This window comes from Duganella sp. BJB476, from assembly GCF_003416895.1.
Classification (GTDB): domain Bacteria; phylum Pseudomonadota; class Gammaproteobacteria; order Burkholderiales; family Burkholderiaceae_D; genus Rugamonas.
Genome location: NZ_QVIO01000002.1, coordinates 596771 through 623042, shown reverse-complemented (window position 1 = coordinate 623042; position 26272 = coordinate 596771). Strand labels below are relative to the sequence as shown.

Sequence of the window (26272 nt, the reverse complement as noted above, 5' to 3'; positions counted from 1 at the left end):
CTGCCGGCGGGGGGGTATGATGGCGGCATGATCAAACGCTGGATTATCCTGTTGCTGGCAGTGCAAGCCGGCGCCGCGCTGGCGCTGGCGGCCGGCCTGTACCAACTGTGGCGGCCGGCCTGGCAAACTGCGCTCAATGCGCCGCTGACGGCGCTGGCCTACCTCGCCATCGGCCTGGCTGCCGTGCTGCTGGTGCGGGTGGCGCTGTCGGTCAACAACTTCCTGCTCAGCTCGCGCGCCGGCAAGGGCGCGCCCACGCCGGCCGCGCACGCGCTCAATCCGGCCCGCGCCGCCAGCCTGTTCCTGCACGAATTCAGCGCCTCGATGCTGGCCTCGACCTACTACATGCTGCGTCCGCTCGGCATGCAGTTGCAGCCGCAGGCGCGCGGCCTGCCGGTGCTGCTGATCCACGGCTACGCCTGCAACAGCGGCTACTGGCGGCCGCTGAGCGCGCAACTGGCGCGCGCCGGCATCAGCCACTACGGCATCGACCTGGAACCGCCGGGCGCCTCGATCGACGCCTACGCGCCGCAGGTGCAGGCCGCCATCGAGCGGCTGTGCGCGGCGACTGGCAGCGCGCAAGTCATCATCGTCGGCCACAGCATGGGCGGGCTGGTGGCGCGCGCCTGGTTGCGGCGTTACGGCGCGGCCGCCGTGGCGCGCGTGATCACGCTGGGCACGCCGCATCACGGCACCGCGCTGGCCCATTTCGGACCGGGCGGCAACGCCGTGCAAATGCGCTACCGCAGCGAGTGGCTGGCGGCGCTGGCCGCATCTGAGGCAAATTTGCAACGCGGCCTGTTCAGCTCCATCTATTCTGTCCATGACAACATCGTCGCGCCGCAGGATTCCGGCGCGCTGCCGGGCGCGCGCAACCTGGAATTCGGCGCCATAGGCCATGTGGCGCTGGGCCGCCACCCCGTCATCCTGCGCTGCGCCCTGGACGAAATCGCCTCCGTGGCCCGATTGTGATTTTGTGTGAATATTCGCGTTGCTCGTTACTGTATGTTTATCGATGTGTACCCATGAACAACAGGCGGCGCAATGGCAACCGACTTCGGCACGCTCATCCTGAACGAAACGCCCGACGCTGTCGTGCTGACGTCGCTGGACGGTGAGGTCGTCTGCTGGACCAATGGCGCGCAAGCCATCTTCGGCTACAGCGCCGCCGAAACGCAGGGCCGCACGCTTGCCGAGCTGATCGTACCCGCCAGCCTGCTCGACGACGAGCGCGCCGTGCTGCGGGCAACCTTGCAGAGCGGCGCCGCCAACTATGAATCGATGCGCCACGCCAAGGACGGCACGCTGGTGTACATCGACAGCACGTCCAAGCTGGTGCATGACGAGCAGGGCCGGCCCGAGTATATTTTGTGGAGTAAAAAAGACGTCACCGCGCTGAAAGTGCTGCGCGACGCCAAGCTGGTGCAGGCGCGCTTCGCCGGCCTGCTGGAGTTGCTGCCGGACGCCATCATCATGGCCAACGCCGGCGGCCGCGTGGTGCTGGTCAATGTGCAGGCCGAGGCGCTGTTCGGCTACCCGAGCGGCGGCATGCGCGGCCTGGCGCTGGAGCAGTTGATGCCGCCGCGCTTCCGGCCTGGCCACCTGGCGCACCGCAACGCCTACCATGAGCAGCCGGTGGCGCGCCCCATGGGCGGCGGCCGCGAGCTGTACGGCCTGCGCAGCGACGGCGTGGAATTCCCCATCGAGATCAGCCTGAGTCCTATCGTCACCGAGGAGGGCACGCTGGTGATGAGCGCGATCCGCGACACCAGTGAACGCAAGCGGATCGAACGCTCGCTGCAGGAAAAAAACGCCGAACTGGCGCGCGCCAACGCCGCCAAGGACCGCTTCCTGACCGGCATGTCGCATGAATTGCGCACGCCGTTGAACGCGATCATCGGTTTTACGGGTACTATGTTGATGAAGTTGCCTGGGCCAATTAATGATGACCAGGAAAAACAGCTGCGGACCGTGCAAAGCAGTGCGCGACATCTGCTATCCTTGATCAACGACTTGCTGGAACTGACGCAGATTGAAACCAGCACCCTGGCGCTCGACCTGAAGCCCATGCCATGCCGCGCGGTGATCGACGAGATATTATTGCTGTTTGAGCCACAGGCCCGGCACAAAGGACTGGAACTGGAATTCGTCAGCGCGCCGGACGACCTGACCGTGGTCGCCGACCGCCGCGCGCTGCAACAGATACTGATGAATTTGCTCCACAATGCGATTAAGTTCACCGACCAGGGCCGCGTCGTGGTGCGGCTGGAGCAGGGCACGGTTCATGAGCGCGCCTGTGCGACGATCAGCGTCAGTGACAGCGGCATCGGCATCGGCGAAGACGAGCAGGCCACGCTGTTCCAGGCGTTCTCCCAGCTCGACGCCTGCAAGGTGCGGCAGCTGGAGGGGACGGGACTGGGCCTGCACCTGAGCCAGCGCCTGGCGGCGCTGCTGCACGGCGAGATTGTGTTTGAAAGTGAATCTGGCGCGGGGAGCATCTTCACCCTGGCGCTGCCGCTGGAACGATGAATAAGGGGAGCTCAACGTGTCGGCACGTATCCTGATCATAGAAGACAATGCCACCAACATGGAGTTGATGGTGTACCTGTTGCGCGCCTTCGGCTACGTGCCCTTGTCGGCCAGCGATGGCGAGGCCGGCGTGGCCGCGGCGCGGCGGGAAGTGCCGGACCTGATCATCTGCGACGTCCACCTGCCCAAGCTGGACGGCTACGGCGTGGTGGCCGCGCTCAAGGGCGACGACGCGCTCAAGCACATCCCGACGCTGGCGGTGACGGCGCTGGCGATGGCGGGCGACCGCGAGAAACTGCTGGAGGCCGGCTTCGACGGCTACATCGGCAAGCCGGTCGAGCCGGACAGCTTCGTCAAGCAGATCGAGTCTTTCTTGACCGGGGCGGTGTCGGCCCCGGCTAAATCCGACATCGCCACCATCCTGATCGTGGACGACCACGTGCTGAACCGCGAATTCCTGATGACCCTGCTGGGTTACGGCGGCCACCGGCTACTGGAGGCGGCCAACGGCGCCGAGGGCCTGACCATGGTGCGGGCCGAGAAGCCCGACCTGGTGATCTCCGACATCCTGATGCCGAACATGGACGGCTACGAATTCGTCACCCGCCTGCACAGCGATCCGCAGACGGCCGACGTGCCGGTGATCTTCTACACCGCCACCTACCGCGAGCGCGAGGCGATGGCCGTGGCGCAATCGTGCGGCGTGCGCTGGGTGCTGCCCAAGCCGTCCGATCCCGAAGTGATACTGCGCACCGTGCACGAGGCGCTGGGCCTGGCCGAAGTGGCCGAGGACGAACAGATACCGTCGTTCGCGCCGGAGCCGCCGCAGGAAGGGCGCTTCCACAACATCGACGACAAGGTGGCCGAATACCTGGGCGAGCTGGAATCGAGCAGCCAGCTGCTGTCCAAGTTCGCCCACGAGACCGACGAGACGGCGCCGGAAAACCTGACGCGCATGACGCAGCGGCTCACCAGCTCGCTCTCCAGCCTGCAGGCGGTGAGCCTGCGGCTGACCGCGCTGATCGAGCTGGGCATCGAGCTGGGCGCCGAGCGCGATCCCGGCGCGCTGGTGGAGATCGGCTGCCGGGTGGCGCAGAACATCTGCGTCTCCAAGTACGCCTGTATCGGCGTGCTGGAGCCGGGCGCGGCCGAGCTGGCGTATTTCGCCAGCTGCGGCGCCGGCGTGCCGGCCCGCCAGATCGCGCTGGCGCCGCGCGCCGGCGTGCTGCGCGGCCTGCTGGAACAGCGCCAGGCCTGCCGCATCAACGACCTGAACGGCGACCCGGCCACCATCGGCCTGCCGCCCAGCCATCCGCCGGTGCATTCCTTCCTCGGCGTGCCGATCGCCTCGCGCGAGCGCATCCACGGCTGGCTGTACCTGGTCGACAAACTGGGCGCCGACGGCTTCTCCGAAGTCGACGAGCGGGTCGCCGCCACGGTGGCCGCGCAGATTTCGGTGGCCTACGAAAACCTGCTGCTGTACGACGAGATCAAGCGCCACCACGCCCAGCTGACCCTGGACATGAACGCCCGCATCCGCCTCGACGAGGACTTGCGCCGCTTCCGGCTGGCGATGGACGCCACCGCCGACGCCATCTTCCTGGTCGACCGCGCCGGCATGTGTTTTGTCGACGTCAACGTCACCGCCTGCCGCATGCTGGGCTACGAGCGCGAGGACTTCCTCAAGGTCGGCCCCAACAAGTCCATCGAGGGCGAGCTGAACCGCCTGGAGGAGCTGTACGACAAGCTGCTGGCCGGCGACCAGAGCGGCGCCATGACCGAGCTGCTGCTGTACCGCAAGGACGGCTCGCCGCTGTCGGTGGAAGTGCAGCGGCGCACCCTGCGTTCCGGCCCCAGCTGGATCCTGGTGGCGGTGGCGCGCGACATCACCGAACGCAAGGAAGCCGAGCAGCGCCTGCTCAAGCTGGCCCACTTCGACACGCTGACCGGCCTGCCCAACCGCAGCCAGTTCTACGATTCGCTGAGCCACTCGCTGCGCCAGGCCAACGATCACAAGTGGTCGCTGGCGGTGCTGTTCCTCGACGTCGACCGCTTCAAGAACGTCAACGACACGCTGGGCCACACCATCGGCGACGAGCTGCTGCGGCAGTTCTCCAGCCGGCTGGTCGACTGCCTGCGGGTGCGTGACACCATCGGCCGCTTCGGCGGCGACGAATTCGCCGCCATCCTGATGCTGCCCGAGGGCGCGCAGAACGCCATCGCCGTGGTCGACAAGATCCGCGAATCGATGCGCCGGCCGTTCGACCTCAAGGGCCACGAGGTGACGGTCACGGCCAGCATCGGCATCTCGGTCTACCCGGACGACGGCGCCGATCCCGACACGCTGATCCAGTACGCCGACACCGCCATGTACCGTGCCAAGGAAGCGGGGCGCGATGCCTTCCGCTTCTTCACCTCGGAAATGAACGCGCAATCGCTGGCGCGGCTGGACCTGGAGAACGCGCTGCGCCGGGCCATCGACAACGAGGAATTCGTGCTGCACTTCCAGCCCAAGGTCCACATCGGCACCGGCCGCATCAGCGGCGCCGAGGCGCTGATACGCTGGAAACGTCCGGGCCACGGCATGGTGTCGCCGGCGCTGTTCATCCCGATTTTGGAAGAGACCGGGCTGATCGTGCGGGTCGGCACCTGGGTGCTGCACGAGGCTTGCCGCAAGATCGCGCTGTGGGGCAAGTCTGGCGTGGGTGCGGTGCACCTGTCGGTCAACGTCTCGGGCATCCAGTTCTTCGTCGGCGGCCTGGAGGAGGAGGTGCTGAAGGCGATCAAGGAGCACGACATCGCGCCCGAACTGCTGGAGCTGGAGCTGACCGAAAGCTCGCTGATGTCCAACGCGGAAGAGACCATCACCGTGTTGCAGAACCTGAAGGCGTTGGGCATCCAGATCTCGATCGACGATTTCGGCACCGGCTATTCATCGCTGGCCTACCTGAAGCGCTTCCCGATCGACAAGCTGAAGATCGACATCGCCTTCGTGCGCGAGGTGACCAGCAATCCGGACGACGCCGCCATCGTGCTGGCCATCATCAACATGGCGCACAGCATGAAGCTGGAAGTGATCGCCGAGGGCGTGGAGAAGGATGCGCAACTGGCCTACCTGCGCCGCCACGGCTGCGACGAGATGCAGGGCTACTACTTCAGCCGCCCGCTGCCGGAAGACGACTTCGAAATGATGTTGCGCGAAGGCCGCTTCCTGCAGGCGCCGGCCGATGAGAACGTGGTCGAGCAGCAGACCTTGCTGATCGTCGACGACGACGCCTTCATGCTGGACGTGCTGACCGATTTCCTGTCGCAGGACGGCTACCGCATCCTGACCGCGCAGACCGCGGCCGAAGGCTTCGACATCCTGGCGCAGAACCGGGTGCAGGTGATCCTGTGCGACCAGTGCATGCCGCTGATGAGTGGCACCGAGTTCATGGAGCGGGTCAAGAACCTGGCGCCGGACACCTTCCGCATCATGCTGTCGGCCTACGCCGACCTGACGCCGATCATGGCCGCCATCAACCACGGCGCCATCGACCGCTTCTACACCAAGCCGTGGAAGGGCGCGGTGCTGCGTGAGAACATCCGCGAAGGCTTCCGCCTGCATGCGCAGGTGCACGGCGGCCACGCGCCGGCGCTGCCGCTGCAGCCGATTACCGCAGACATCAAGGAGTGAGTTTGGGCCTGCTCGATTTTTTCACATCCAAGCCAACCGAAGAGAAATTTGCCCGACTGGCCCTGAAGGCCTTCGCCGACAGCGGCCACGCGGGACCGCTCAGCTATGACGCCAGCGAATTCCGCCTGGTCGGCGACAGCGGCAGCGCCGAGATCTACAACCTGCACAACGCCTACCGCGATTACTGCGAGGCCGGCCGCAAGCGCCGGCCCGACGTGCTGGTCCACTACATCCGCAGCATGCAGGCGCCAGCCATGCCGGCCACCTTTGCCGAGGCGCGCGCCGGCCTGCGCCCGGTGCTGCGCGGCCGCTCCATCCTCGAGTACATGCGGCTGACGCAGGCCGGCCTGCGCGAGACGCAGCCGTTCAAGGAAGGCTCGGCGCCGTTCAGCGCGGACAGCGTGCTGATGCTGGCCTACGACAGCCCGCATTCGATCCAGACCTTGTCGCAGACCGCGCTGACGGACTGGGGCGTGTCCTTCGACGTGGCGCTGTCGGCCGCGCTCGACAATCTGCGCGACATGACGGTGGCGAACTTCGTGCAGGTGGCGCCGGGCCTGCTGCTGGCGGCCTGGGACGATTCGTATGAAGCCTCGCGCATCCTGCTGGCCGACCTGTTTTTCCGGCTGGAAGTGGGCGGCGATCCGGTCGTCATGATCCCGACGCGCAACCGGCTGCTGGTGGCCTCGTCCAACGACAGCATGGCGCAGCTGACCATGCTGGCCTTGTCGCGCAGTTTCGCCAGCGACGAGGGCCGCAGCATTTCCGCGCTGATGTATCGCTTCGAGCAGGGCAAGGCGGTCGAGTACCTGCCGGCGGACGAGGAAGTGCAGGCCCAGCTGGCGCAGCTGAAAAAAATCTACCTGGCCGACGATTATGCCTCGCAAAAGCAGTTGCTGGACAAAGCCAACCAGCAGAACGAGGTCGACATCTTCGTCGCCACCTGCCAGCTGGTGCAGAAGAAGGATGGCGGCTACCTGGTCAGCTACGGGGTCTGGACCGAGGGCGTCGACACGCTGCTGCCGGAGGTGGACCTGGTGGCGCTGGTGCGGCCGGACGATGGCCGCGAACACGGCGTCGGCGCCCCCAAGCTGGTGGCCTGGGACGACCTGCGCGCCAGCATCCAGGAGCTGGCCCACAGCGTGGAGGGCTACCCGGCCCGCTACCGCCTGCGCAATTTCCCCAGCCAGGACCAGTTCGACGCCCTGACGGCGCGCGATTTTTGAATGATTGCCGTTCAAGAAAATTTATTGCTTTGAATATTTTCTGCCACAATGCTGGATTGATAACATTGTGTGCGGAGCGGGAATGAAGGGAATGTTAGCGGCCTTGCTGGCGTTGGCGGTCGTGTCAGGCGATACATTGGGCCTGCCATTAACCATCGACCAGGCGGTCAATCCCCTGGGCACGCTTGCGCTCAGCTTGTCGCCAGATGGCAAGCACATCGCCGGCATCGGCTATAACGGCACCAACACCGGATTGCTTCTCTACGACACCGAGACTTTGATACCGCACCTGCTATCCGAGGGCAAACGCGTCACGGAGGGGTATTGGAGCTTTCACAAAGCGCCGCGCGCCGTGACCTGGGTCGATAACGATCTGCTCGCGATAGATTATGGCATCGAAGCTGAGTCGATCCGTCTGGATGGCAAGATGGTGGCTGAGCTCGGGGAAGTGGTCATCGGCAAGTCCGAGCGCAACAACGTGCAATCGCCGAACCTGCTTGTGTACACCGATCTGGAGGACGGCGACGTCGGACTGGTCAATGCGCGCACCGGCGCCATGAAGAAATTCAGCTACCCTGGCGGCAAGGCCATCAAGTGGGCCTTTGACCGGCGCGGGGAATTGCGGGCGGTAACGCTGGTTAATTCGGCTTTCTGGAAGGACGTCTCCAGGGTCTCCAACTGGTACAAGCGTTCCGCCGACGCTGAGTGGGAAAAACTGGCGGAGTTCGCCATCACCGAAGATTACTGGTTGCCCATGTACGCGCCCGATGCGCCCGACACGCTGGTCGTTTCGTCCCGCTCCGGCCGCGATACCTATGCTATTTTTTCCTACGACACCAAGCATCGCGCGATCGGCGAGCTGATGGCGGGCCATCCGACGCTGGACATCCTTGACGTCAACGGGATCGACCAGACTTCCTTCGAGAAGGTCACAACGCGCGGCATGATGCCGCAACAGATCTGGTTTGATCCGGCCTGGCATGCGGTCCAGCAATCCATCGATCAGGCGCTGCCAGGGCGATTCAACCGCATCACCGGGAATCCCAAGGGCATGGTGCTGGTCGATTCCTCCAGCGATGTGGATCCGGGGTCCTGGTATTTGTTGGATACGACTAACGGGAAAATGCGCCTGGTAACGACGGCCAAGCCGAAATTGGCGGACGCCGACATGCGGCCGATGGAAACCTTCACTTACGCCGCCGCAGATGGATTGAGCATTCCGGCATTCTTGACCAGGCCTGCGGGCAAGCCAGGCGCGACGCCATTGGTGGTGTTGATACACGGCGGCCCCACTGCACGCGACTACTGGGGATGGAACACCGAGGTGCAAATCCTTGCGGCGCATGGATATGCGGTGTTTCAACCTCAATTTCGTGGATCAAGCGGCTTTGGCCGACGATTCATGGAGGCTGGATTTGGACAATGGGGCTTGGCGATGCAGGACGATATTACCGCCGGCGTGGAGTATCTGATCAAGCAAGGCATTGCTGATCCTAAACGTATCTGCATCGCTGGCGCCAGCTATGGCGGTTACGCGGCACTGTGGGGCTTGGTGAAGACGCCGGATCTGTATCAGTGCGGCGTCAGCTTCGCCGGCGTCTCCGACATTGAGTTTATGTTTCGTGACCACTCGGATCGAACAGGAAACAAGGCGACGCGGGAGTTGATGCTGGCCTGGATCGGCGACGCGCGCTCGAACAAGGAACGGTTCGACGAGGTCTCGCCGCTCAAGCATGCCGACCGCATCAAGGCGCCGGTGCTGATCATGCATGGCAAAGACGATGTTCGGGTGCCAATTGCCCACGGCGAAAAGATGAAAAACGCGCTGGAAGCGCAACATAAAGAAGTACAGTGGTTGACTTTTGAAGAGGAGGGGCATGGCCTCCAATATGTGCGCAACGAGGTCATCTACTACAATACGCTGCTGGAGTTTTTCGATAAATACATAGGGGTGTCTAAGGCCACACCTGCACCCTGAAATAAATCGCATAAGCTAACGCGAAACGATACCTTCCGGCGCTGCCGCTTTCCCCTTACGCTGATGCGCAAAGGAGAACCGCATGAGCGAATTGGATCCACACCAAGACCAGCATTGGGCCGACCTGTTGTCGCCGCGGCGGCGCAGCGTGTTGCGCGGCGGCGGGCTGGTGGCGGCGTTTGCCGCCTCCGGCATCGCCGGCAATGTGCTGGCGGCCGACGGCAAGAGTCCCTGGGGCGAGGACACCTGGAAGGAGGCCACGGCGCGTCCGGCCAGCGTGCGGCCGGGCGAACAAGTCCTGCCCACCAAGCCGCGCCCCTACACCGACATCAAGAGCTATCACGCCCACATCTATTTTGACGAGGACAACTTCCACAAGGCGGCGCTGCTGCACAAGTGGGTGGCGGAGCGCTTCGTCGTCGAGCTGGGCAACTGGAACCTGGCGCCACGCGGCCCGCATGTGACGCCGTCGTTCTACTTTGGCTTCAACAACGAGCAACTGCATGTGATCGTGCCGTGGTTGCAGCTGAACAGCCTGGGCCTGACCATCCTGGTCCATCCGAACACCGACGACCCGCGCGCCGACCACCTGTACTACACCCTGTGGGTCAATCGTTCGCAGCCGGTCAATGCCTATGCCATGCAGAAGCCCGGCCCCGGCGAGCCGGCGGTCGAGCAGATTTTTCCCAACAATAAACCCACAGTGAAGCTGGAGAGCTAGCGCATCGGCAAAAAATCTGGCTTACTATCAAGCTTGGTGATGGTTGAGTCCGGGGTTGATGATGCGCATGATGTCCAGTTTGTCCATATTGCTGCTGGTCGCCGGTATGGCGTGCGCCGCAGCGGACACGCCTGCGCTGAAAATCTATGGCATGGACAGCAAGCCGATCAGCTACACCGATACCGGTCAGCCGACCGGCATGGCGGTCGAACTGGCGCGCCGCATCCAGGACAGGCTGGGGCGGCATGACGCGATCGACATCGTACCGTGGGCGCGGGCCCAGACGCTGGCCGAGGCCGGCCCGAACGTGATGTTGCTGACGGTGGTGCGCACCCCGGAGCGCGAGCGCCAGATGCAGTTCGTCGGTCCGATCTTCACCTCCCGCGTGGTGGCCTACGTGGTCAAGGGACGACTGGCCGAATTGCAGCGGCGCGACCCCGGCCTGTACAAGTCGCACGCTGGCGCGCGCCGCGGCAGCATCTTCGTCAACACGGCGCGCGGGCTGGGCTTCAACGTCACCGACGAAACCAATACCTCCGAGATCGCCGCCAAGATGCTGATGAGTGGCCGCTTCGACCTGTGGTTCGACGGCGAGGAACTGATGCCCGGCGCCATGGAGCGCGCCGGGCACCGGCCGGACGAAATCGAGGTGGCGCTGCGGCTGGGCACGGCCGAGGTGTATTTCGCCTTTTCCAACGGCACGCCGAAAGAACTGGTCGAGGCTTGGGCCGGCGCGCTGCGCGAGCTGAAACGGGACGGCAGCCTGCAGAAAATCCAGCGCAAGTGGATGGCCGCGCCGCCCGAGCATTAGAAAACGTTCTCTAGTTTTGCCGACTACAATCCAATATCGGCAATGCAAACTCGGGAAGGTCACATGGCAAAGAAGTTGAAGCGGAGTGAGGACCAGCAGACCGCTGACGTGGTACGCATGTCCTCGCAGGAGATCTGGCAGGCCGGCCTGAGCGCCTTCGCCAAGGCGCAGGAGGAGGAGGGCAAGTTCTTTTCCATGCAGCTGTTCGAGGAGCGCGTGCTGCGCGCGTTGAGCTCGATCGGCGTGCCGACCTCCGGCGAAGTGGCGGCGCTGAACCGGCGCATCGACGAGCTGACCCTGCAGGTGGCGGCGCTGCGCGCGGCGGAAAAGCTGAAGAATCACCGGCGTTAGCCCGGTTTGGCCGCATCTTGCGGCATCAGCCCGGCATGTGCGCGTAAAAGCACGCACGGATGTTTCTAAGATAGTCTCATCGGTGTTATGCTTGCAGGAGAATAAACAGAGGTTTCCTTGCTATGCTACAAAAAGCACCCCGCCGTACCCGCGAACGCATACTCGAACTGTCGCTGCGCTTGTTTAATGAATTCGGCGAGCCCAACATCACCACCACGGTGATCGCCGAGGAGATGAATATCTCGCCGGGGAATCTGTATTATCATTTCCGCAATAAAGACGACATCGTCAACTCGATCTTCGTCCAGTTCGAAGCCGAGATCGAGCGCATCCTGACCGTGCCCAACGGCCGTCGCTCGAACATCGAGGACGTGTGGCTGTACCTGCACCTGATGTTCGAACTGATCTGGCGCTACCGCTTCTTCTACCGCGACCTCAACGACCTGCTGTCGCGCAACCGCAAGCTGGAGCTGCACTTCAAGCAGATCCTGGCGCACAAGATCAAGGTCGCCAAGCAGCTGTGCGAAGACCTGCGCAGCGAAAAATCGCTGGAAGCCTCCGACACCGCCATCGACGCCATGGCCACCAATATGGTGGTGGTGGCGACTTATTGGCTGTCGTACGAATACGTGCGCAACCCGCGCAAATACAGCGAACAGCAATCGATGGCCGACGCGCTGGCGCGCGGCTGCTACCAGGTGCTGTCGCAGATCGGCCCCTACCTGCGCAACGAAACCAGTTTGCTGTTCCAGAAACTGTCCGAAGAATATCTGAAGAAGCTCAAGTAAGCTGACGGAGACTGCAATGGCGTGGAACCCCTTTCCGTACCCTGATCCCGCATACCAGTACACGCCGGCCAGCCTGGAAGCAGCCTGGCCGGTGCTGCATGGCGGCGACCAGGAACCGTTCCCGGCCAATCCCCTGCTGGTGCAGGCCTGGATCGCCTTCCATGCCGGCGAATTCGAGCGGGCCGCGCGGCTGGGCCTGGACGTCGGCGTGAACGGCTACTCGGTGGCGCACAAGGCCATCTGCATCTACGCGCATTACCTGGAGCGCAGTCCGCAAAAAAAGCTGGCCACCTTCGAGTGCGTGGCCGAGCGCTGCGAACGGCAGCAGTTGGAGCAACCCAATAATTCGTCCGGCTACTACTGGCATGCGTATGCGCTGGGCCAGTATTCCCAGGGGATCTCGGTGGTCAAGGCGCTGGCGCAGGGCCTGGGCGCCAAGGTGCGCAACAGCCTGGACAAGGCGATCCGCCTGGCGCCGCAGCGCGCCGATGCGCACATCGCGCTGGGCGTCTACCACGCCGAGATCCTCGACAAGGTGGGCGCCATGATCGGCGGCCTGACCTATGGCGTGAAAAAAGAAGAATGTTATAAACAGTTTCAGGCCGCGCTGGCGCTGACGCCGGATTCGGCGATCGCCAAGGTCCGCTATGCGCGCGCGATGATGATGCTGGAAGGTAAAAGGAAGCAGGCCGAAGCGATCGGCCTGTGTGAGGAAGCCGCCCGCTGCGCCATCCACGATGCGATGGAACGGCTCGATGCGGACGCGGCCAAACGAGAACTGGAAGAGGAAAAACAGTAGTGAAAGCCATCTGTGTGTATTGCGGCGCCAACGCCGGCGTGAATCCTGTGTATGCCGAAGCGGCCCGCGCCCTGGGCCGGGCCCTGGTGGCGAGCAATCTGTCGCTGGTCTACGGCGGCGGCAATGTGGGCCTGATGGGCATCATCGCCGATGAAGTGCTGCGCATGGGCGGCGAGGTGACGGGCGTGATCCCGACCGCGCTGGTCGAACGGGAAGTGGGCCACACCGGCCTGACGCGCCAGTTCATCGTCAAGGACATGCATGAGCGCAAAGCCATGATGGCCGAGCTGGCCGACGGCTTCATCGCCATGCCGGGCGGCATGGGCACGCTGGAAGAACTGTTTGAAATGCTGACCTGGTCGCAGCTGGGCATCCACGCCAAGCCGATCGGCCTGCTGAATGTGGACGGCTTCTATGACGGCTTGACCGGCTTCATCGAGCACGCCAGCGCGCAGGGCTTCATCCGTCCGCAGCACGCGGCGCTGATGATGTCCGCGCCGGAACCCCAGGCCCTGCTACAACTGCTGAAGGCTTAGTCCCGGCGTCCGGGACGGTGCGGATCATGGTGCTGTCCCCATTGCGCCGCTATGTATGGTTCGCCGCGATGGGCGTGGCCTGCGCGGCGCAGCCTGCGGGCGCGGCGGACGCTATCGTCGTGGTGGCTCCGGACTACTGGTGTCCGTTCAGCTGCAAGGCCGGCGCCGCGCATGAAGGGTTCACCATCGATATCCTGCGGGCAGTCTTTGTCCCGCTGGGCCGGCAGGTCAACTACGAGAACCTGAACTATGCGCGCGCGCTGCTCGGCGTGCGCACCGGCCGCTACACCGCAACCTCGCCGACCTACAAGGACGAGGCGCCGGACTTCATCTATCCCGCCACGCCGATCTCGCGCAACCGCTACTGTTTTTATACGGCCCCAGATAGCCATTGGCTCTACAAGAACGCCGCCTCGCTGGCGGGGCAGCGGGTGGGCATCGTCCAGGGCTATACCTATGGCAAGGAAATCGACCAGGCCGTCGTGCAAAAAACGGCGGCATTCGAGGTCAACTACGGCGAGGATCTGACCTACCGGCTGGCGCGCAAGCTGCTGCTGGGACGCCTGGACAGCTTTGTCGAAGACGAGAACCTGGTGAGCTATACCATGGCCATGCATGCCGATGTCCGGCTACGCCAGGCCGGCTGCGCGCCGGTCAGCTATTCCTATTTCGCGTTATCGCCGGCGCTGCCGGAGTCCAGGGCGCTGGCCAGGGAGTTCGATGAAGGCATCGCCAGGCTGCATGAATCCGGCCAGCTGGAGCGCATCATGAAGACCTACGGCCTGCACGACTGGATGCGTTAAGATCGCGGGAAAATATTTTTCTCCGGGACCGATCCGTTTTGTCCCGGTTCATCGTCTTACTGAGTACAGGCTCGATCGGCGGGCCTTTCCAAGCTGAGGCGAACCATGACTACCCTGATCCTTCCCCTGACCGTCGACCCCGTCAACCAGAGCAAAGTGCTGGACATGTTGCGGGACAATATACACACCGTGATCCGCACGCTGGACGGCTGGATCGCCACCAACCTGATCGCGACCGCGGACGGCACCCGCATCGTCATCCATTCCCAATGGCGGGACGCCGCCGCCGTGAAGGCGATGCAAACCGACCCGCGCATGGTAGCCTACTATCCCAAACTCGCAGCGCTGGCGACGATCGAAGCCATCATGGGCGACGTCGTCCACGCGGCCAAGCCGTGAACAGCTGGATATAATGGCCTATGGACGATGCAATGCAGGAACTTGAAAAACTTCTTGGCGAGATGCGGCCCCGGCTGCATCGCTATTGCGCCCGCATGAGCGGATCCGTGATCGATGGCGAAGACATCGTCCAGGATGCGCTGGCGAAAGCCTATGCGGCGCGCGCATCGTTTGGCGGGCTGGAGAATCCGCAAGCCTGGCTGTACCGGATCGCTCACAACGCCGCGCTCGATTTTCTGCGGCAGCGCGCACGCCTGCCGTCGATGGAGGACGAAGATGAACTCGCGTTATTGGCGTCGCCCGATGCGCCCGATCCTGAAATTGCCGCGACCTGCCTGCGCAGCTTCATGCTGCTGCCGGCCTTGCAGCGCGGCGCGGTGATTTTGAGGGATGTGCTGGGCCACTCGCTGGGGGAGGCGGCGACGATCACCGGCTCCAGCGAGCCTGCCGTCAAATCGGCCCTGCAGCGGGGCCGCGAACGGCTGCGCACGCTGGCCGGCGGGCCCGACGAGCCGGCGTTGCCCGCCATCGACGCTGCGGTCGGCGCGCGCCTGATCGCCTATGTGGACGGCTTCAAGGCCGGCGATTTCGACAGCGTGCGCGCCATGCTGGCCGAGGATGTCCAGCTTGAGCTGGTGACCAAACTGCGCCGCAGCGGCAAGAGCGACGTCAGCGACTACTACGGCGCCTACGCGGCCGCCGTGCGATGGGTGTTTGCCGCCGCCCTGGTGGAGGGACGCGCCGCGATGCTGGTGTTCGATCGCGAGGTGTCGCTGGAGGAGCCGGCCTATTTTGTGGCGCTCGAATTTGCCGGCGGCCAGGTCGTCGGCGTCCGCGACTTTCTGTATGCGCGGTACGCGATGGACGGGGTGGAGATACGGACTATCGTTACGCCGCTTGGCTCCACAGGCGCTTGCCCGACGCATCCAGCTCCGTGAGATACAGGCGCAGATCGAATTCGTACTGGTGATAATTCGGTTCCATATACGTGCACAGCTTGTAGAAGGCCTTGTCGTGCTGCTTCTCTTTGATATGCGCCAGCTCGTGGACGGCTATCATGCGCAGAAATTCAATCGGCACCTCCTTGAACAGCGTCGCCACGCGGATCTCGTGCTTGGCCTTCAGCTTGCCGCCCTGTACGCGCGAGATGGAGGTGTGCAGGCCCAGCGCGTGATTGATCACGTGAATCTTGCTGTCGTACTCGACCTTATTGATCGGCTCGGCGTTGCGCAAATGTTCATTTTTCAAATCTTGCACATACTGGTAGAGTGCCTTGTCGGTGCGCAGCTCGTGCGCCTTGCTGTAGCGTTTGAGCAGCACTTCGCCCAGGCGGTTCTGGGCCAGGAGTTGCGATACTTGCTGCTGGGTTTGCTCGGAATAGGCGCTGAGGTACTTCAGGGAGGACATGTTGGGCACGGCTGGAAAGAATCGAGGCGTGAATGTACCACACCCGGCCGTCCTTCCCATCTTTGGAAGGAGTTCATATGCAGGTAACACGTATCGTGACCAATATCGCCACGGTGGACATCGAGGCCGCCAAGGCTTTCTACGGCGGCGTGCTGGGTTTGGATGTCGTCATGGACCACGGCTGGATCGTGACGCTGGCGGGCGCCGGGCAGGCCGTGCCGCAGATCAGTTTTGCTTCCGAAGGCGGATCGGGCACGCCGGTGCCCGACCTGTCGATCGAGGTGGACGACCTGGATGAAGTCCATCGCCGCCTGGTGGCCGCGCGCCTGGCGCTGGAATACGGCCCCGTCAGCGAGCCATGGGGCGTGCGGCGATTGTTCGTGCGCGATCCGTTCGGGCGCTTGCTGAATATCCTGTCGCACGACTAGCCGAGCTGTTCCTCGATAGAGCGGGTTTTGGCGGTGATCGTGGCGCCGGTGTGCAGCGTGGCCTTTTTCTCGATCAGCATGAGCAGGCATTCCTGTTCCGCCACCGGGTTGTGGCGCACGCCTTTCGGCACGACGTAGGCCTGGCCCTCGGATAGCTCGACCGCGCCGTCCTCCAGTTCGATGCGCAGACTGCCCTTGAGAATGAAGAACAGTTCGTCTTCGGCATCGTGGCTGTGCCAGGCCAGCGAGCCCAGTACTTTGGCGACCTTGACATAGCTGTCGTCCAGTTCGGCGATCACGCGTGGCGACCAGTGTTCGGTCAGCGCGGCGGCGCTGGCGGCGGGGGATATGGCTGTCTTCATGGCTGCTCCTGTGGGGCGATTGAGTTGTCACTGTAGCGGCTTGCGGGCTGCCGGTCTTGAACGTTTGTGCGTCAGGGATGGTCGTATTGCTGCGGCGTTTCCAGGCGCCTGAAAAACTCCCTCATCGGTTCTTCGTAGCGCAGGGCGGATTCCTTGCTGATCCAGCGCGCCTGCGCCTGCAGCAAGGCCGCCGAGCCTTCGCGCGAGGCCAGCAGGGCGTCGATTTTCTGCACGGTGCTGCGGCCCCACGCCGTGCGCGGGCAGGCGATGCCGCCGACGACCAGCTCGTCGGCGCCGGCCAGCGGGATCGCCTTGAGCCTGGCCAGTTGAGCGTCCGTCGCCGCCGCGTGGGCCAGGACGAAATCGTAGTCGATGGTGTAGTCGCCACGCTGCATCGTCATCATCGTGAAGATGGTCTTGCCGTAGTTGCTGGCGGCCAGGCGCTTGATATGCGAACTGGCGGCGGGCTGCGCCAGCAGCGCGTCGACTGCGGGGCCATAAGCCCGTTTTTCGATCACCAGGCCGTGCAAGGCGGGGTTGTTCATCAAGGGGGCCGGCTCGGCTTCGCCTCTGGCATTCAGCGGGATGGCGGCCTGGATCTCGGGGCGGATGATCAGCTGCGGCGGCGGCAGCAGGTAGGTATTGCGGAAGTAGGCAAAGCGCTCGCGTTCCGGCGTGCGCAAGGCGCCGGTAAAGCACACCTGTTCACCCGAGGCGAGCATGGACCAGACGCGGTTGGGGTTGGCGTACAGGAAGCGGTGGCTGGCTTCCGGCCACCTGGCGACGATGTATTTGACGAGCTGGTCGGCCATGCCGTCGGTGGGCTGGCCGTGGACCGGTATGCCGATGGGCGGGAAGTCCGGCATCAGCCAGGTCATGGTGTCGCCCGCCTGCGCCGGGCAAGCAAAGAAGAGCCCGGCGGCCAGCATCCCGGCCACGCGGGAAGCCGGGAATGGCACGCCGCCGATGCGCCTAATAGTCATACACATGCTCCACTATCATGCCGTGCTCCGGGGCGTGCAATAAAAAGTTCGATAGCTGCGCGACCGGTACGACCAATCCCAGTCGACTCTGCCCAGGACGGGTTATCAGTGTTTGAGTGAACAGCAATCGCGTATGCCCAAGTTGATATGGCATGTTATCCGGAGCCCACACGGTCACCAGTATATCGGATGTGTTGCCCGCAACGTCGATGAGGTCGACGCCCTGCCTGGCCAGGTTGGTGGCCGCAATCCTGAAGTTGTAATAGCGGGGAAGGTCGGCTACGGCTCGGCCGTCCGGCATGACTTTCACAATCTTGATGTCGGTGTCGCCACCGGATAAGACCGGCGCCCTGTTGAGCACCACCCGGGTGGTCATCAAAGCCGGCTCATACGTCGCCCGGGTCGCCTTTTCGATCATTTTCCCGTAGACCGCTTTGATCAGGTACTCGGTGGTCAAGGCGTAGCGCCGTTCGAGCTTGCGGATGAATCCCGGTCCTTTCAGCGGCACCCCGGTCCAGAGGGCTTTGAGCCTGGACGTGAAATCGAATAGATACCAGGGTTGCTGGCGAATGAAGTCCACATAGTCCTGGGCGGCCTCGGCAGCGAATTTGTCTTCGGCAGTCAGTTGTTGCCCACCCAGCAGGAAGCTGACCCGGCCAATCGTATTTTCGTAGGCGGCGCGAAGGACATACTCGACCGTGGTACTGCTGGCGATGACCAGTATCATGGCATGGTAGCCGGCATTGAGCGGATACTTATCGCGCAACTGTTCTCCGGTGACGGCCTCATAGCTCGACCAGAGCTGTGCGACATGGGTCATGAATGGAAAATCAGTCGCCGGCCGGGTGTTCACCAGTACCGCATATTCCGCCGGGCTGTGCACTAAAAACCATTCCGGGTAGGTGAGGTAGGTTTGCTCGGTGCCGCGCCGCTGCTCTGGCGCAACCAGGCTTTCAGCGGCGATGGCGCCGGACATGCCAACGCCAAGGGCAAAACCGATAGCCAGCAGTCGTCGCTTCATCGTCATGCCCGTTCTATTTTGCGAAAGGTCATCAACACATTGTCCGACGGGTCGCCCGATTGCAGGAGCCGCTCGCCTGTGTGCACAAGACCCACGTCTTCTATCCGTTGTATCCACTCTTCGACACTGGCGAAGTACCGCAGCTCGGCGGCGTTGGTATGCCATGTTTCTCCGAGGCCGGCGTTGAAGACGGTGTGGGCAAGCGATACGAAGGCGTTCATGGCGTCGTCTTTAACATCGTGGTCGCGGACGATGAAATAGCCGCCAGGCCGCAGCACGCGGGCGATGGAAGCCAGGAATGGTTTGAGCTTACCTGGCGTCATGTGATGCAGTCCCACGAAACAACTCACCAAGTCCACGCTCGCATCTTCCAGGGATGACGGAAGTGGCGCATAGTCGTCCAGGAATACATGCTTGCCGATGGCGCCGAGCTGGCCTCTTTCGACGATATCCACCGGCGACATGGTCGGCGCCTGGTCGTGAACCAGGATCACCGTCCCGCTCAGTTTCAGGCGGGATTGCAGGGCTTTGACGTAACGGCCGGTCGTGCCAATTTCGATGTAGCCGTTCAGCGATATGCCGTCTGCGACAAGCTGTCTGGTTTGTGCGCCGATTTCGTTTTTCTGCACCCTGAGCGACGGCAATGCGTACGTCAGCATCGCATGAAATGGCGTAATTCCCGGTAAGCCTTGCTGGATGGCGGCGTAGATCGCCTCGTCTGTTTCATGTTCGCCGACAGTCTTCTTGATCAGCGCGTGGAAACGGTCTTCCGGGCGCAAATGGAAAACGTTTTGCAAGAAACTATAAAACTTGTCGGCCTGGCGCACGTCGCCATACACGGTGTGAAATAAGGAACCCTGCGGATTCGGCAGCACGGGTGCGGCGGGTGGCAGATAGTACTTGTCCCAGAGGGCGCCACGCAGTCGGAAGTGCGGATCCAGCCGGCGTTTTAATTCAAATAATTCGGCCGCGCGCGGGTAGGCCGCCATGAACTGTTCCGGCGTGGCATGGAGTTGATAGGGCAAATAGTAGGTGCCGCCGCATGCGATCGCCGCGTCGATCAGTTCACGGGTCCAGACCGCCACTTTTTCCCTGGCGCTGTGGCGGGTCCGCTGCTTGTAATACAGCACCAAGGCGAAGGTTTCTCCTCTCGCCCAAGCCATCACCGTATCAGGGTCGGCTAAAGCATGGCGAATCGAGACATTCACCGCATTGACCTTGTGGCGCCCGAGGATCGCGGCCATTTTGGGGATGAAGTCCATCAAGCGCGCAACCGGAACGAAATACTCTTGCAGGACATAGGTGCGATGCTGGCGGCCGGCCGGCTCAAGCTCGGCTACGTCGTAACCGGCTTCGTAGTTTCGCCAGTGGACCTTCTTGCCGAGATAGAGAAAAGGGTCTATCAAATGTTCCCTGCGCGCCTTGCCGAACGGCGTTTCCGTGACGGCCCACAGGAAATATTTTTCAAGAGCGTACAGCTCCCGCAGAGGTTGCAATCGATGCGAGGTCGTGGCCGGCTTGTCGGTTTCTATCCAGGTGACCGCGCGCGCTTTCGTGTAATGCGGCGGGTAGAGGTCGGCGTTATGCAATATCGCTTCGGGACGTCCGCGGACATGGGCGTCGAACCAGGAGAAATAAGTCTCGGTCGGGAGCTTCGTATGGTGGCGTTCAATGCGGTGGTTTTCAGCCAGCGCCAACTCGACTTCGGCGATGATGCCGATGGCGCCGTAGCCACCGATGGCCGCGTTGAACAGTTCCTGGTTGACGGTCCGGCTAGCTTCCACGATGTCGCCATTGGCAAGCACCAGGGTGATGGCGGAGACCGACATCACGACCGGCCCCAGTCCCATGTAGCGGCCGTGCGCATTGACCGATAGCGCGCCACCCACCGTGAAGTTGGCGTAGGTCTGCATGATTTTGACGGCCAGGCCGTGCGGGTCAATGAATTGCTGAATATCGCACCACCGGGTCCCCGCTTGAACCCGGATGGTTTTTCTTTGCGGATCGAACGCCAGTATGCGATTGAATTCCCGCAAATCGAGATGCAGGCTGTCCGGGCTGGCGGTATGGCCTCCCATGCTGAAGTGGCCGCCGCCGACGGAGATCGGCAATGTCGTCGCCAGCAGCGCTTTTTGAATGTCCTGTATCGACTTCGGAACCGCGACCGCAAACACGTCTATCGGGTTGAGATGGGTAACATCATTGATTGATGGCATAGGTTCGTTATCTGGAAATGTCTACTTTGAGGTAGTCGAGGCGATTGCTTGAGTCCGGGCCATATCGGTTTGGGCCCGGTACGCCCCGGCGCAGAAGTTTAAGCAGGAGCCAAATCGGGCCGGCCACCGGTATCAGCGCAACGAACAGCCAGGCGCCCGAATCGCCGGTATCGTGGAGGCGCTGCACCGAGATTGCCGCCGTACTCGCCAGAAATACACCGGCGACAATCGCTGACGCCACCGGTCCAGCCGCTGCGTCGGCCAGCATGCCGAACGCTAATGCATAGGCCGACGCAATCAAGAGACGGCCAAACCAAATTGCCTTGGGAATGCGCCCCGAGCGCGAAAAATATCGTAGAAACACATTCATATCGGATAGCAATAAAGTCTGGTTGGGAGGGAAATATTTCAAGTCGAGCATAGCATGTTGCCGGCCATAGACGGTATATACACTTCTGCATAGGGCCAACTCCTGTACGTCGCTATATAATCGGGTTTATTGCGATTCTCTTACTTAAAGGAAAAAACGATGCATGCATTGAAACTTGGGGTGGCTCTGGTATTGGCGGCGGTGGGTGCGTCGGCGTCGGCGACGGATATCACGGTGTCGGCCGCGGCCAGCCTGACCAATGCGTTCAAGGAAATCGGCGCCGCCTACGAGAAAGAGCATGCGGGCGACAAGGTGCAGTTCAACTTCGCCGCTTCCGACCCGCTGGTGCAGCAGATCGCCAAGGGCGCGCCGGTCGACGTGTTCGCTTCCGCCGACCAGGATGCGATGGACAAGGCCGACAGCCTGAAATTGCTGGCCGCCGGCAGCCGCAAGAACTTCGCCAGCAACAGCCTGGTGCTGATCACTCCGCTGGCCGGCACCTTGCCGATCAAGGGTATCGCCGATTTGCAGCAGGCCGCCGTCACCCGCGTGACGATGGGCAATCCGGCCAGCGTGCCGGTGGGCCGCTACACCAAGCATGCGCTGGAGCAGGCCAAGCTGTGGGCCGCCGTCGAGCCCAAGGCCATCTTCGGCACCTCGGTGCGCCAGAGCCTGGACTACGTGGCGCGTGGCGAAGTCGATGCCGGCTTCGTCTACGCCACCGATGCCGCCGTGATGAAGGACAAGGTCAAGGTGATCGCCACCGTGCCGACCGAAACCCCGGTCAGCTACCCGATCGCGGTGATCGCGGCCGGTCCGCAAGCGGCGGCCGGCCGCCAGTTCGCCGATTACGTGCGCTCGTCCACCGGCCAGGCGATCCTGGCCAAGTACGGTTTCGGCCGTCCGTAAGCGGTGGAGGGGTTTCTCGCCGAACCGGCCTGGATCGCGCTGCGCCTGTCGCTGAAGGTGGCGTGCTGGGCGACGCTGGTGGACCTGGTGTTCGGCGTGGCGCTGGGCTATCTGCTGGCGCGCAAGCGCTTTCCGGGGCGCGAGCTGCTGGATGCGTTGCTGACCTTGCCGATGGTGATGCCGCCCACCGTGCTCGGCTACTACCTGCTGGTGGTGATCGGCCGGCACGGCGTGATCGGCGCGTGGTTGCAGCAGACGTTCGGCATCAACCTGATTTTCACCTGGCAGGCGGCGGTGATCGCGGCGGCCGTGGTGGCGTTTCCGCTGGTGCTCAAGGGCGCGCGGGCGGCGTTTGAAACGGTCGACACGCAGCTGGAGCAGGCCGCCAAGGTGCTGGGCATATCGCCGTTCGGCGTGTTCCTGCGCGTGACCTTGCCGCTGGCCTGGCGCGGCGTGCTGGGCGGCACCTTGCTGGCGTTCGCGCGCTCGATGGGCGAGTTCGGCGCGACGCTGATGGTGGCCGGCAGCATCCCCGGCAAGACGCAGACGCTGTCGATCGCCGTGTACGAAGCCGTGCAGGCCGGGCAGGACGACAGCGCCAACCTGCTGGTGATTATTACTTCCGTGGTCTGCATCGTGGTGCTGATCGCGGCGAACAAACTGACGCCCAACCGTAATCCGCAGGCCTGAGCATGCAAATCAATATCGACATCGTCAAGACCTTGCGTTCCGGCTCGCGGACCTTCGAACTGCGCGCGCAGCTGGCATCGAGTAGCCAGCGCATCGTGATCTACGGGCCGTCGGGCGCGGGCAAGAGCCTGCTGCTGAAGGCGGTGGCCGGCTTGATGACGCCCGACAGCGGCCGCATCGACGTGGCCGGCCGCAGCCTGTTCGACAGCGGCAAGGGCGTCGACCTGCCGGCGCAGCGGCGGCAGCTGGCCTATCTGTTCCAGGATTACGCGCTGTTTCCGCATCTGAATGTGCGACAGAACATCGCCTTCGGCTTGCAGCGCGGCTGGCGCAATCCGCTGGCGCGCGTGGATGGCGAGGCGGTCCGCTACTGGCTGAACGCGTTCGAACTGGAGCACGTGGCGCACCAGTTTCCGCATCAACTCTCCGGCGGCCAGCGGCAGCGGGTGGCGCTGGCGCGCGCGCTGGCGCCGGAGCCGGCGGCGCTGCTGCTGGACGAGCCGTTCGCGGCGCTGGACCCCGGTCTGCGCGAACGCATGCGCGCCGAGCTGGACGCGCTGCAACGCCGCCTCGACATTCCGATGATACTGATCACCCACGATCCCGAGGACGTGCGCGCGTTCGGCGAGCACGTGCTGCGCATGGAAAATGGTAGCATGGCCGACGTCAAGGACCTGGAGCTAGTGGAGCGCAATGAAGCCTGAAGAACACGCAATGGCATTGCAGGGCAATGTATGGCTGACCGTCGGCGGTCAGAAGCTGGGCGGGCAGGACCGGATGGCGCTGCTGGCGGCCATCGCCGAACAGGGTTCGATCACGGCCGCGGCCAAGGCGGTCGGCATGAGCTACAAGGGCGCATGGGACGCCATCGAGGCGATGAACAACCTGGCCGGCGAGCCGCTGCTGGAGCGCGCGGCGGGCGGCAAGGGCGGCGGCGGCACACGGCTGACGGCGCGCGGCGCACAGCTGGTGGAAAATTTCCGTAAGATCGACGAGGAGCACCGCAAGTTCGTGGCGCACCTGAGCAGCCAGTCGCACGCGCTGGCCGACGATTTTTTGCTGATACAAAGGATGAAGATGAAGACCAGCGCGCGCAATCAGTTCAGCGGCAAGGTGGTGGCGTTGAAAGAGGGCGCGGTGAACGACGAGGTGACGCTGGAAATCGTCGGTGGCGAACACATCGTCGCCACCATCACGCGCGACAGCTGCGACAGCCTGAGCCTGGTCATCGGCGCCGAAGCCTTCGCGCTGATCAAGGCCTCGGCGGTGATCGTGGTGACGGAAATGGGCGAGGCCAAATTTTCCGCGCGCAACCGCTTGTCCGGCACGATCACGCGGGTGCTGGTGGGCGCCGTCAATACCGAGGTCAGCATCGAGCTGCCGGGCGGCGGCGCGATCGCCGCCATCGTCACCCGCGACAGCGGCGAAACGCTGGCGCTCGAAGTGGGCATGGCCGCCACCGCCATCTTCAAGGCGTCCAGCGTCATCCTCGGCACGCCGGCCTGATCACGTATCGAGCTGGGCGAAGCGCGCCGGCGTGACGCCCAGGATGCGGCGGAACAGCGCGATAAAACTGCTGACGCTGTCATAACCCAGGCTGAGCGCCACCGTCGTCACCGAGGCGCCGCCGTTCAGCAACTCCATGCCCTTTTGCAACCGCGCCACCTGGCGCCACTCCACCAGCGACATGCCGGTCTGGTGGCGGAAGTGGCGCGTCAGGCTGCGGCGCGACCAGCCCAGTTTGGCGGCCCATTCGTCGAGGTCGGTCTCATCGGCCGGATTGTCGGCGATCGCCGCCGCCATCGCCTGCAGGCGCGGATGGCTGGGCATGGTCAGGTGCAGCGGCTCTTCATCGGCCGTGCGGACCTCGTCCAGGAACACCGTCATCAGCCGCCGTCCGGCGGCGTCGGCCGGCATGCCGTTGGGCCACGCGCTCATGCGTTCCAGCAGCGACACCGCCAGCGGCGACATGGCCATCACCCGCGATTGCGCCGGCATGTCCACGCACAGCGAGGGCGCGAGGTGGACCGTGTAGCCCGCCAGCCCTGGCTTGAGCGTGTTGCCGTGCGCGCTGGCGCCGTGCGGCATATTGGGCGGTATCCAGCCCACCCGGCCGCGCGGCAGCACCTGGCGCGTGTCGCCCGCCTCGATCACGATCACCCCTTGCAGCGGAATATACATCTGGCCTTCCGGGTGGTGATGCGTCTGCTTGATGGTGCTGGTGTTGTGGTCGGCGTGCTGCGCGGTGACGATGATCGGCATCTCGTCCGTCAGCCGCTTGTCGCCGTAGTAGTTGCTACCCATAGTATTTGGCCCGATTGCGATATGACTTGTCTGCCGCCAGTTAGTCAGGATATGAATTTTCTGGCAAGCTAAGAGTTCAGTTTATAGCAAGGAATCAGCATGACTGCAATCGATACGGAAGAAGTCCTGGCGCTGCTGCGCGAGGCCGGCGCCGGTCTGTGCGAAACGTTTTGGCGCGACCAGCCGGTGCTGGAAGTGGACGAGATGATGACGGCGTTCCGCCGCATCGACGGCGCCGCCAACGCCCGCTTGAAGCGGGCGCTGGGCCGCCTGTATCCCGCCATCGGATGGATGGAGGATGAGATGGGCGGCGCCGAGGCGGAGGACGCCGAAACCGCCGCCCTGGCCGAGCGCGGCGAGTACTGGATCTGCGACGCCATCGACGGCGCGGTGCAGTTTTTGCGCGCGATACCGAACTGGGCCATGTCGCTGACGCTGATGCGCGAGGGCGTGCCGGTGTTCACCGCCATCTTCGACGCCGTGCACGACGAGATGTTCCATGCGGTCTGGGGCCATGGCGCCTACCGCAACGGCGTCGGCATCCGTGTCAACGACCGCGTCAGCCATTACCAGGGCATCGTCGCCACCAGCCAGCCGCCGTTTGCCGGCCGCGACCGGCGCGCGGTGCGTCAGGCCGGCGTCGCGCTGAGCGCCATGCTGCCGGACGTGGCGGCGGTGCGCAACCTGAGCGCGACCTCGTTGCAACTGGCCTATGTGGCTTGCGGCCGCCTCGACGGGTTCTGGCAATTCGGCGACGACGGCTTCAATTGCATAGGCGGCATGCTGCTGGTTCACGAGGCCGGCGGCCGGGCAACGCAAGTCGACGGCCAGCCCTACGGCTTGGGCGCCGCCAGCATGGCCGCCGCGGCGCCCGGTGCGCATGCCTCCATGCTGCTGCGCTTGCAGGAAGCGCTGGAGGCATAGGCATAGGCGGGCGCGGCCGCGCCCGCCCACCGCCGCGCTGT

Annotated in this window: 27 protein-coding genes; 20 read left to right on the top strand and 7 right to left on the bottom strand. The window is 63.6% G+C overall.

The features are described from left to right. Window positions 1-27: 27 nt before the first annotated feature. The 14 genes from D0T21_RS12345 to D0T21_RS12280 all read left to right on the top strand — a co-directional run bounded on the left by D0T21_RS12345 (window position 28) and on the right by D0T21_RS12280 (window position 15555). The gene (locus tag D0T21_RS12345) at window positions 28-972 is read left to right on the top strand and encodes a triacylglycerol lipase (RefSeq protein WP_116989562.1); all 945 of its coding nucleotides are present in this window, start codon (window positions 28-30) and stop codon (window positions 970-972) included. A gap of 72 nt (window positions 973-1044) precedes the next feature. Further along, window positions 1045-2529, top strand: coding sequence for a PAS domain-containing sensor histidine kinase (locus D0T21_RS12340; RefSeq protein ID WP_116989563.1), 1485 nt, complete (start codon window positions 1045-1047; stop codon window positions 2527-2529). A 16-nt stretch (window positions 2530-2545) separates the two neighbouring features. Beyond that, window positions 2546-6205: an EAL domain-containing protein gene (locus D0T21_RS12335; protein WP_116989564.1), complete on the top strand. Its 3660-nt coding sequence runs from the start codon at window positions 2546-2548 to the stop codon at window positions 6203-6205. Between the two features lie 2 nt (window positions 6206-6207). Next, a complete protein-coding gene (locus D0T21_RS12330) occupies window positions 6208-7431 on the top strand; it encodes a hypothetical protein (RefSeq protein WP_116989565.1) in 1224 nt (407 codons plus the stop codon). A gap of 82 nt (window positions 7432-7513) precedes the next feature. Further along, entirely contained in the window at window positions 7514-9409 is a 1896-nt protein-coding gene (locus tag D0T21_RS12325) for a S9 family peptidase (RefSeq protein WP_116989566.1), read from the top strand. 82 nt (window positions 9410-9491) lie between these two features. Next, window positions 9492-10130 carry a DOPA 4,5-dioxygenase family protein gene (locus D0T21_RS12320; RefSeq protein WP_116989567.1) on the top strand — a complete coding sequence of 213 codons (639 nt, stop codon included), beginning with the start codon at window positions 9492-9494 and terminating at the stop codon, window positions 10128-10130. A gap of 67 nt (window positions 10131-10197) precedes the next feature. Then, window positions 10198-10941, top strand: coding sequence for an ABC transporter substrate-binding protein (locus tag D0T21_RS12315; protein ID WP_229211451.1), 744 nt, complete (start codon window positions 10198-10200; stop codon window positions 10939-10941). A 63-nt stretch (window positions 10942-11004) separates the two neighbouring features. Continuing rightward, window positions 11005-11292 carry a phasin family protein gene (locus D0T21_RS12310; RefSeq protein WP_116989568.1) on the top strand — a complete coding sequence of 96 codons (288 nt, stop codon included), beginning with the start codon at window positions 11005-11007 and terminating at the stop codon, window positions 11290-11292. Window positions 11293-11414: 122 nt separating this feature from the next. Further along, window positions 11415-12080, top strand: a complete 666-nt coding sequence (locus D0T21_RS12305; RefSeq protein ID WP_008446927.1) for a TetR/AcrR family transcriptional regulator — start codon at window positions 11415-11417, stop codon at window positions 12078-12080. A 16-nt stretch (window positions 12081-12096) separates the two neighbouring features. After that, complete coding sequence (locus tag D0T21_RS12300; protein ID WP_116989569.1) at window positions 12097-12879, top strand: hypothetical protein; 783 nt, start codon at window positions 12097-12099, stop codon at window positions 12877-12879. Further along, a complete protein-coding gene (locus tag D0T21_RS12295; protein ID WP_116989570.1) occupies window positions 12879-13415 on the top strand; it encodes a TIGR00730 family Rossman fold protein in 537 nt (178 codons plus the stop codon). Before D0T21_RS12300 ends, D0T21_RS12295 begins: the two co-directional genes overlap by 1 nt. A 26-nt stretch (window positions 13416-13441) precedes the next feature. Then, window positions 13442-14218, top strand: a complete 777-nt coding sequence (locus tag D0T21_RS12290; protein WP_116989571.1) for an ABC transporter substrate-binding protein — start codon at window positions 13442-13444, stop codon at window positions 14216-14218. A gap of 105 nt (window positions 14219-14323) precedes the next feature. Beyond that, window positions 14324-14617, top strand: a complete 294-nt coding sequence (locus tag D0T21_RS12285; protein WP_116989572.1) for a putative quinol monooxygenase — start codon at window positions 14324-14326, stop codon at window positions 14615-14617. Between the two features lie 20 nt (window positions 14618-14637). Next, on the top strand, window positions 14638-15555 hold the full coding sequence (locus D0T21_RS12280) for a sigma-70 family RNA polymerase sigma factor (RefSeq protein ID WP_116989573.1): 918 nt from the start codon (window positions 14638-14640) through the stop codon (window positions 15553-15555). Here the strand turns inward: D0T21_RS12280 and D0T21_RS12275 are convergent. Further along, complete coding sequence (locus D0T21_RS12275) at window positions 15506-16024, bottom strand: M48 family metallopeptidase (protein WP_116989574.1); 519 nt, start codon at window positions 16022-16024, stop codon at window positions 15506-15508. The genes D0T21_RS12280 and D0T21_RS12275 overlap by 50 nt on opposite strands. A gap of 77 nt (window positions 16025-16101) precedes the next feature. On the opposite strand from D0T21_RS12275, the gene D0T21_RS12270 reads away from it, so the two are divergent. Further along, on the top strand, window positions 16102-16452 hold the full coding sequence (locus D0T21_RS12270) for a VOC family protein (protein WP_116989575.1): 351 nt from the start codon (window positions 16102-16104) through the stop codon (window positions 16450-16452). Here the strand turns inward: D0T21_RS12270 and D0T21_RS12265 are convergent. The 5 genes from D0T21_RS12265 to D0T21_RS12245 form a co-directional block, all read right to left on the bottom strand. Beyond that, window positions 16449-16814 carry a cupin domain-containing protein gene (locus tag D0T21_RS12265; protein ID WP_116989576.1) on the bottom strand — a complete coding sequence of 122 codons (366 nt, stop codon included), beginning with the start codon at window positions 16812-16814 and terminating at the stop codon, window positions 16449-16451. The two genes, D0T21_RS12270 and D0T21_RS12265, sit on opposite strands and share 4 nt — an antisense overlap. A gap of 71 nt (window positions 16815-16885) precedes the next feature. Continuing rightward, window positions 16886-17797, bottom strand: a complete 912-nt coding sequence (locus D0T21_RS12260) for a TIGR02285 family protein (RefSeq protein ID WP_158568000.1) — start codon at window positions 17795-17797, stop codon at window positions 16886-16888. Continuing rightward, complete coding sequence (locus D0T21_RS12255) at window positions 17787-18824, bottom strand: hypothetical protein (RefSeq protein WP_229211450.1); 1038 nt, start codon at window positions 18822-18824, stop codon at window positions 17787-17789. Before D0T21_RS12255 ends, D0T21_RS12260 begins: the two co-directional genes overlap by 11 nt. Continuing rightward, entirely contained in the window at window positions 18821-21034 is a 2214-nt protein-coding gene (locus tag D0T21_RS12250) for an FAD-binding protein (RefSeq protein ID WP_116989578.1), read from the bottom strand. The genes D0T21_RS12255 and D0T21_RS12250 overlap by 4 nt, the downstream gene beginning before the upstream one ends. A 7-nt stretch (window positions 21035-21041) precedes the next feature. Further along, entirely contained in the window at window positions 21042-21455 is a 414-nt protein-coding gene (locus tag D0T21_RS12245; RefSeq protein ID WP_116989579.1) for a DUF805 domain-containing protein, read from the bottom strand. 108 nt (window positions 21456-21563) lie between these two features. Between D0T21_RS12245 and modA the strand changes: the two genes are divergently transcribed. Genes modA through D0T21_RS12225 form a run of 4 tightly spaced genes read left to right on the top strand, consistent with a single transcriptional unit; the run spans window position 21564 to window position 24509 of the window. Continuing rightward, a complete protein-coding gene (modA, locus tag D0T21_RS12240) occupies window positions 21564-22313 on the top strand; it encodes a molybdate ABC transporter substrate-binding protein (protein ID WP_116989580.1) in 750 nt (249 codons plus the stop codon). A 3-nt stretch (window positions 22314-22316) separates the two neighbouring features. Beyond that, the gene (gene modB, locus D0T21_RS12235; RefSeq protein WP_116989581.1) at window positions 22317-23003 is read left to right on the top strand and encodes a molybdate ABC transporter permease subunit; all 687 of its coding nucleotides are present in this window, start codon (window positions 22317-22319) and stop codon (window positions 23001-23003) included. Window positions 23004-23005: 2 nt separating this feature from the next. Then, window positions 23006-23707 (top strand): ABC transporter ATP-binding protein, encoded by a 702-nt coding sequence (locus D0T21_RS12230; RefSeq protein WP_116989582.1) that lies wholly within the window; start codon window positions 23006-23008, stop codon window positions 23705-23707. Next, window positions 23697-24509 carry a TOBE domain-containing protein gene (locus D0T21_RS12225; RefSeq protein WP_116989583.1) on the top strand — a complete coding sequence of 271 codons (813 nt, stop codon included), beginning with the start codon at window positions 23697-23699 and terminating at the stop codon, window positions 24507-24509. The genes D0T21_RS12230 and D0T21_RS12225 overlap by 11 nt, the downstream gene beginning before the upstream one ends. Here the strand turns inward: D0T21_RS12225 and D0T21_RS12220 are convergent, their stop codons facing one another. Beyond that, a complete protein-coding gene (locus D0T21_RS12220) occupies window positions 24510-25307 on the bottom strand; it encodes an AraC family transcriptional regulator (protein WP_116989584.1) in 798 nt (265 codons plus the stop codon). 99 nt (window positions 25308-25406) lie between these two features. On the opposite strand from D0T21_RS12220, the gene D0T21_RS12215 reads away from it, so the two are divergent. Then, window positions 25407-26231 carry an inositol monophosphatase gene (locus D0T21_RS12215; RefSeq protein WP_116989585.1) on the top strand — a complete coding sequence of 275 codons (825 nt, stop codon included), beginning with the start codon at window positions 25407-25409 and terminating at the stop codon, window positions 26229-26231. Window positions 26232-26272 lie beyond the last annotated feature (41 nt).

Coding starts and splice junctions, on each gene's coding strand:
- D0T21_RS12265 (WP_116989576.1), bottom strand. CDS start 16,814: ATGAAGACAGCCATATCCCCCGCCGCCAGCGCCGCCGCGCTGACCGAA.
- D0T21_RS12250 (WP_116989578.1), bottom strand. CDS start 21,034: ATGCCATCAATCAATGATGTTACCCATCTCAACCCGATAGACGTGTTT.
- modA (WP_116989580.1), top strand. CDS start 21,564: ATGCATGCATTGAAACTTGGGGTGGCTCTGGTATTGGCGGCGGTGGGT.
- D0T21_RS12225 (WP_116989583.1), top strand. CDS start 23,697: ATGAAGCCTGAAGAACACGCAATGGCATTGCAGGGCAATGTATGGCTG.
- D0T21_RS12340 (WP_116989563.1), top strand. CDS start 1,045: ATGGCAACCGACTTCGGCACGCTCATCCTGAACGAAACGCCCGACGCT.
- D0T21_RS12300 (WP_116989569.1), top strand. CDS start 12,097: ATGGCGTGGAACCCCTTTCCGTACCCTGATCCCGCATACCAGTACACG.
- D0T21_RS12305 (WP_008446927.1), top strand. CDS start 11,415: ATGCTACAAAAAGCACCCCGCCGTACCCGCGAACGCATACTCGAACTG.
- D0T21_RS12270 (WP_116989575.1), top strand. CDS start 16,102: ATGCAGGTAACACGTATCGTGACCAATATCGCCACGGTGGACATCGAG.
- D0T21_RS12220 (WP_116989584.1), bottom strand. CDS start 25,307: ATGGGTAGCAACTACTACGGCGACAAGCGGCTGACGGACGAGATGCCG.
- D0T21_RS12320 (WP_116989567.1), top strand. CDS start 9,492: ATGAGCGAATTGGATCCACACCAAGACCAGCATTGGGCCGACCTGTTG.
- D0T21_RS12255 (WP_229211450.1), bottom strand. CDS start 18,824: ATGACGATGAAGCGACGACTGCTGGCTATCGGTTTTGCCCTTGGCGTT.
- D0T21_RS12285 (WP_116989572.1), top strand. CDS start 14,324: ATGACTACCCTGATCCTTCCCCTGACCGTCGACCCCGTCAACCAGAGC.
- D0T21_RS12345 (WP_116989562.1), top strand. CDS start 28: ATGATCAAACGCTGGATTATCCTGTTGCTGGCAGTGCAAGCCGGCGCC.
- D0T21_RS12245 (WP_116989579.1), bottom strand. CDS start 21,455: ATGCTCGACTTGAAATATTTCCCTCCCAACCAGACTTTATTGCTATCC.
- D0T21_RS12280 (WP_116989573.1), top strand. CDS start 14,638: ATGGACGATGCAATGCAGGAACTTGAAAAACTTCTTGGCGAGATGCGG.
- D0T21_RS12290 (WP_116989571.1), top strand. CDS start 13,442: ATGGTGCTGTCCCCATTGCGCCGCTATGTATGGTTCGCCGCGATGGGC.
- D0T21_RS12315 (WP_229211451.1), top strand. CDS start 10,198: ATGATGTCCAGTTTGTCCATATTGCTGCTGGTCGCCGGTATGGCGTGC.
- D0T21_RS12275 (WP_116989574.1), bottom strand. CDS start 16,024: ATGTCCTCCCTGAAGTACCTCAGCGCCTATTCCGAGCAAACCCAGCAG.
- D0T21_RS12310 (WP_116989568.1), top strand. CDS start 11,005: ATGGCAAAGAAGTTGAAGCGGAGTGAGGACCAGCAGACCGCTGACGTG.
- D0T21_RS12260 (WP_158568000.1), bottom strand. CDS start 17,797: ATGACTATTAGGCGCATCGGCGGCGTGCCATTCCCGGCTTCCCGCGTG.
- D0T21_RS12215 (WP_116989585.1), top strand. CDS start 25,407: ATGACTGCAATCGATACGGAAGAAGTCCTGGCGCTGCTGCGCGAGGCC.
- D0T21_RS12230 (WP_116989582.1), top strand. CDS start 23,006: ATGCAAATCAATATCGACATCGTCAAGACCTTGCGTTCCGGCTCGCGG.
- D0T21_RS12325 (WP_116989566.1), top strand. CDS start 7,514: ATGAAGGGAATGTTAGCGGCCTTGCTGGCGTTGGCGGTCGTGTCAGGC.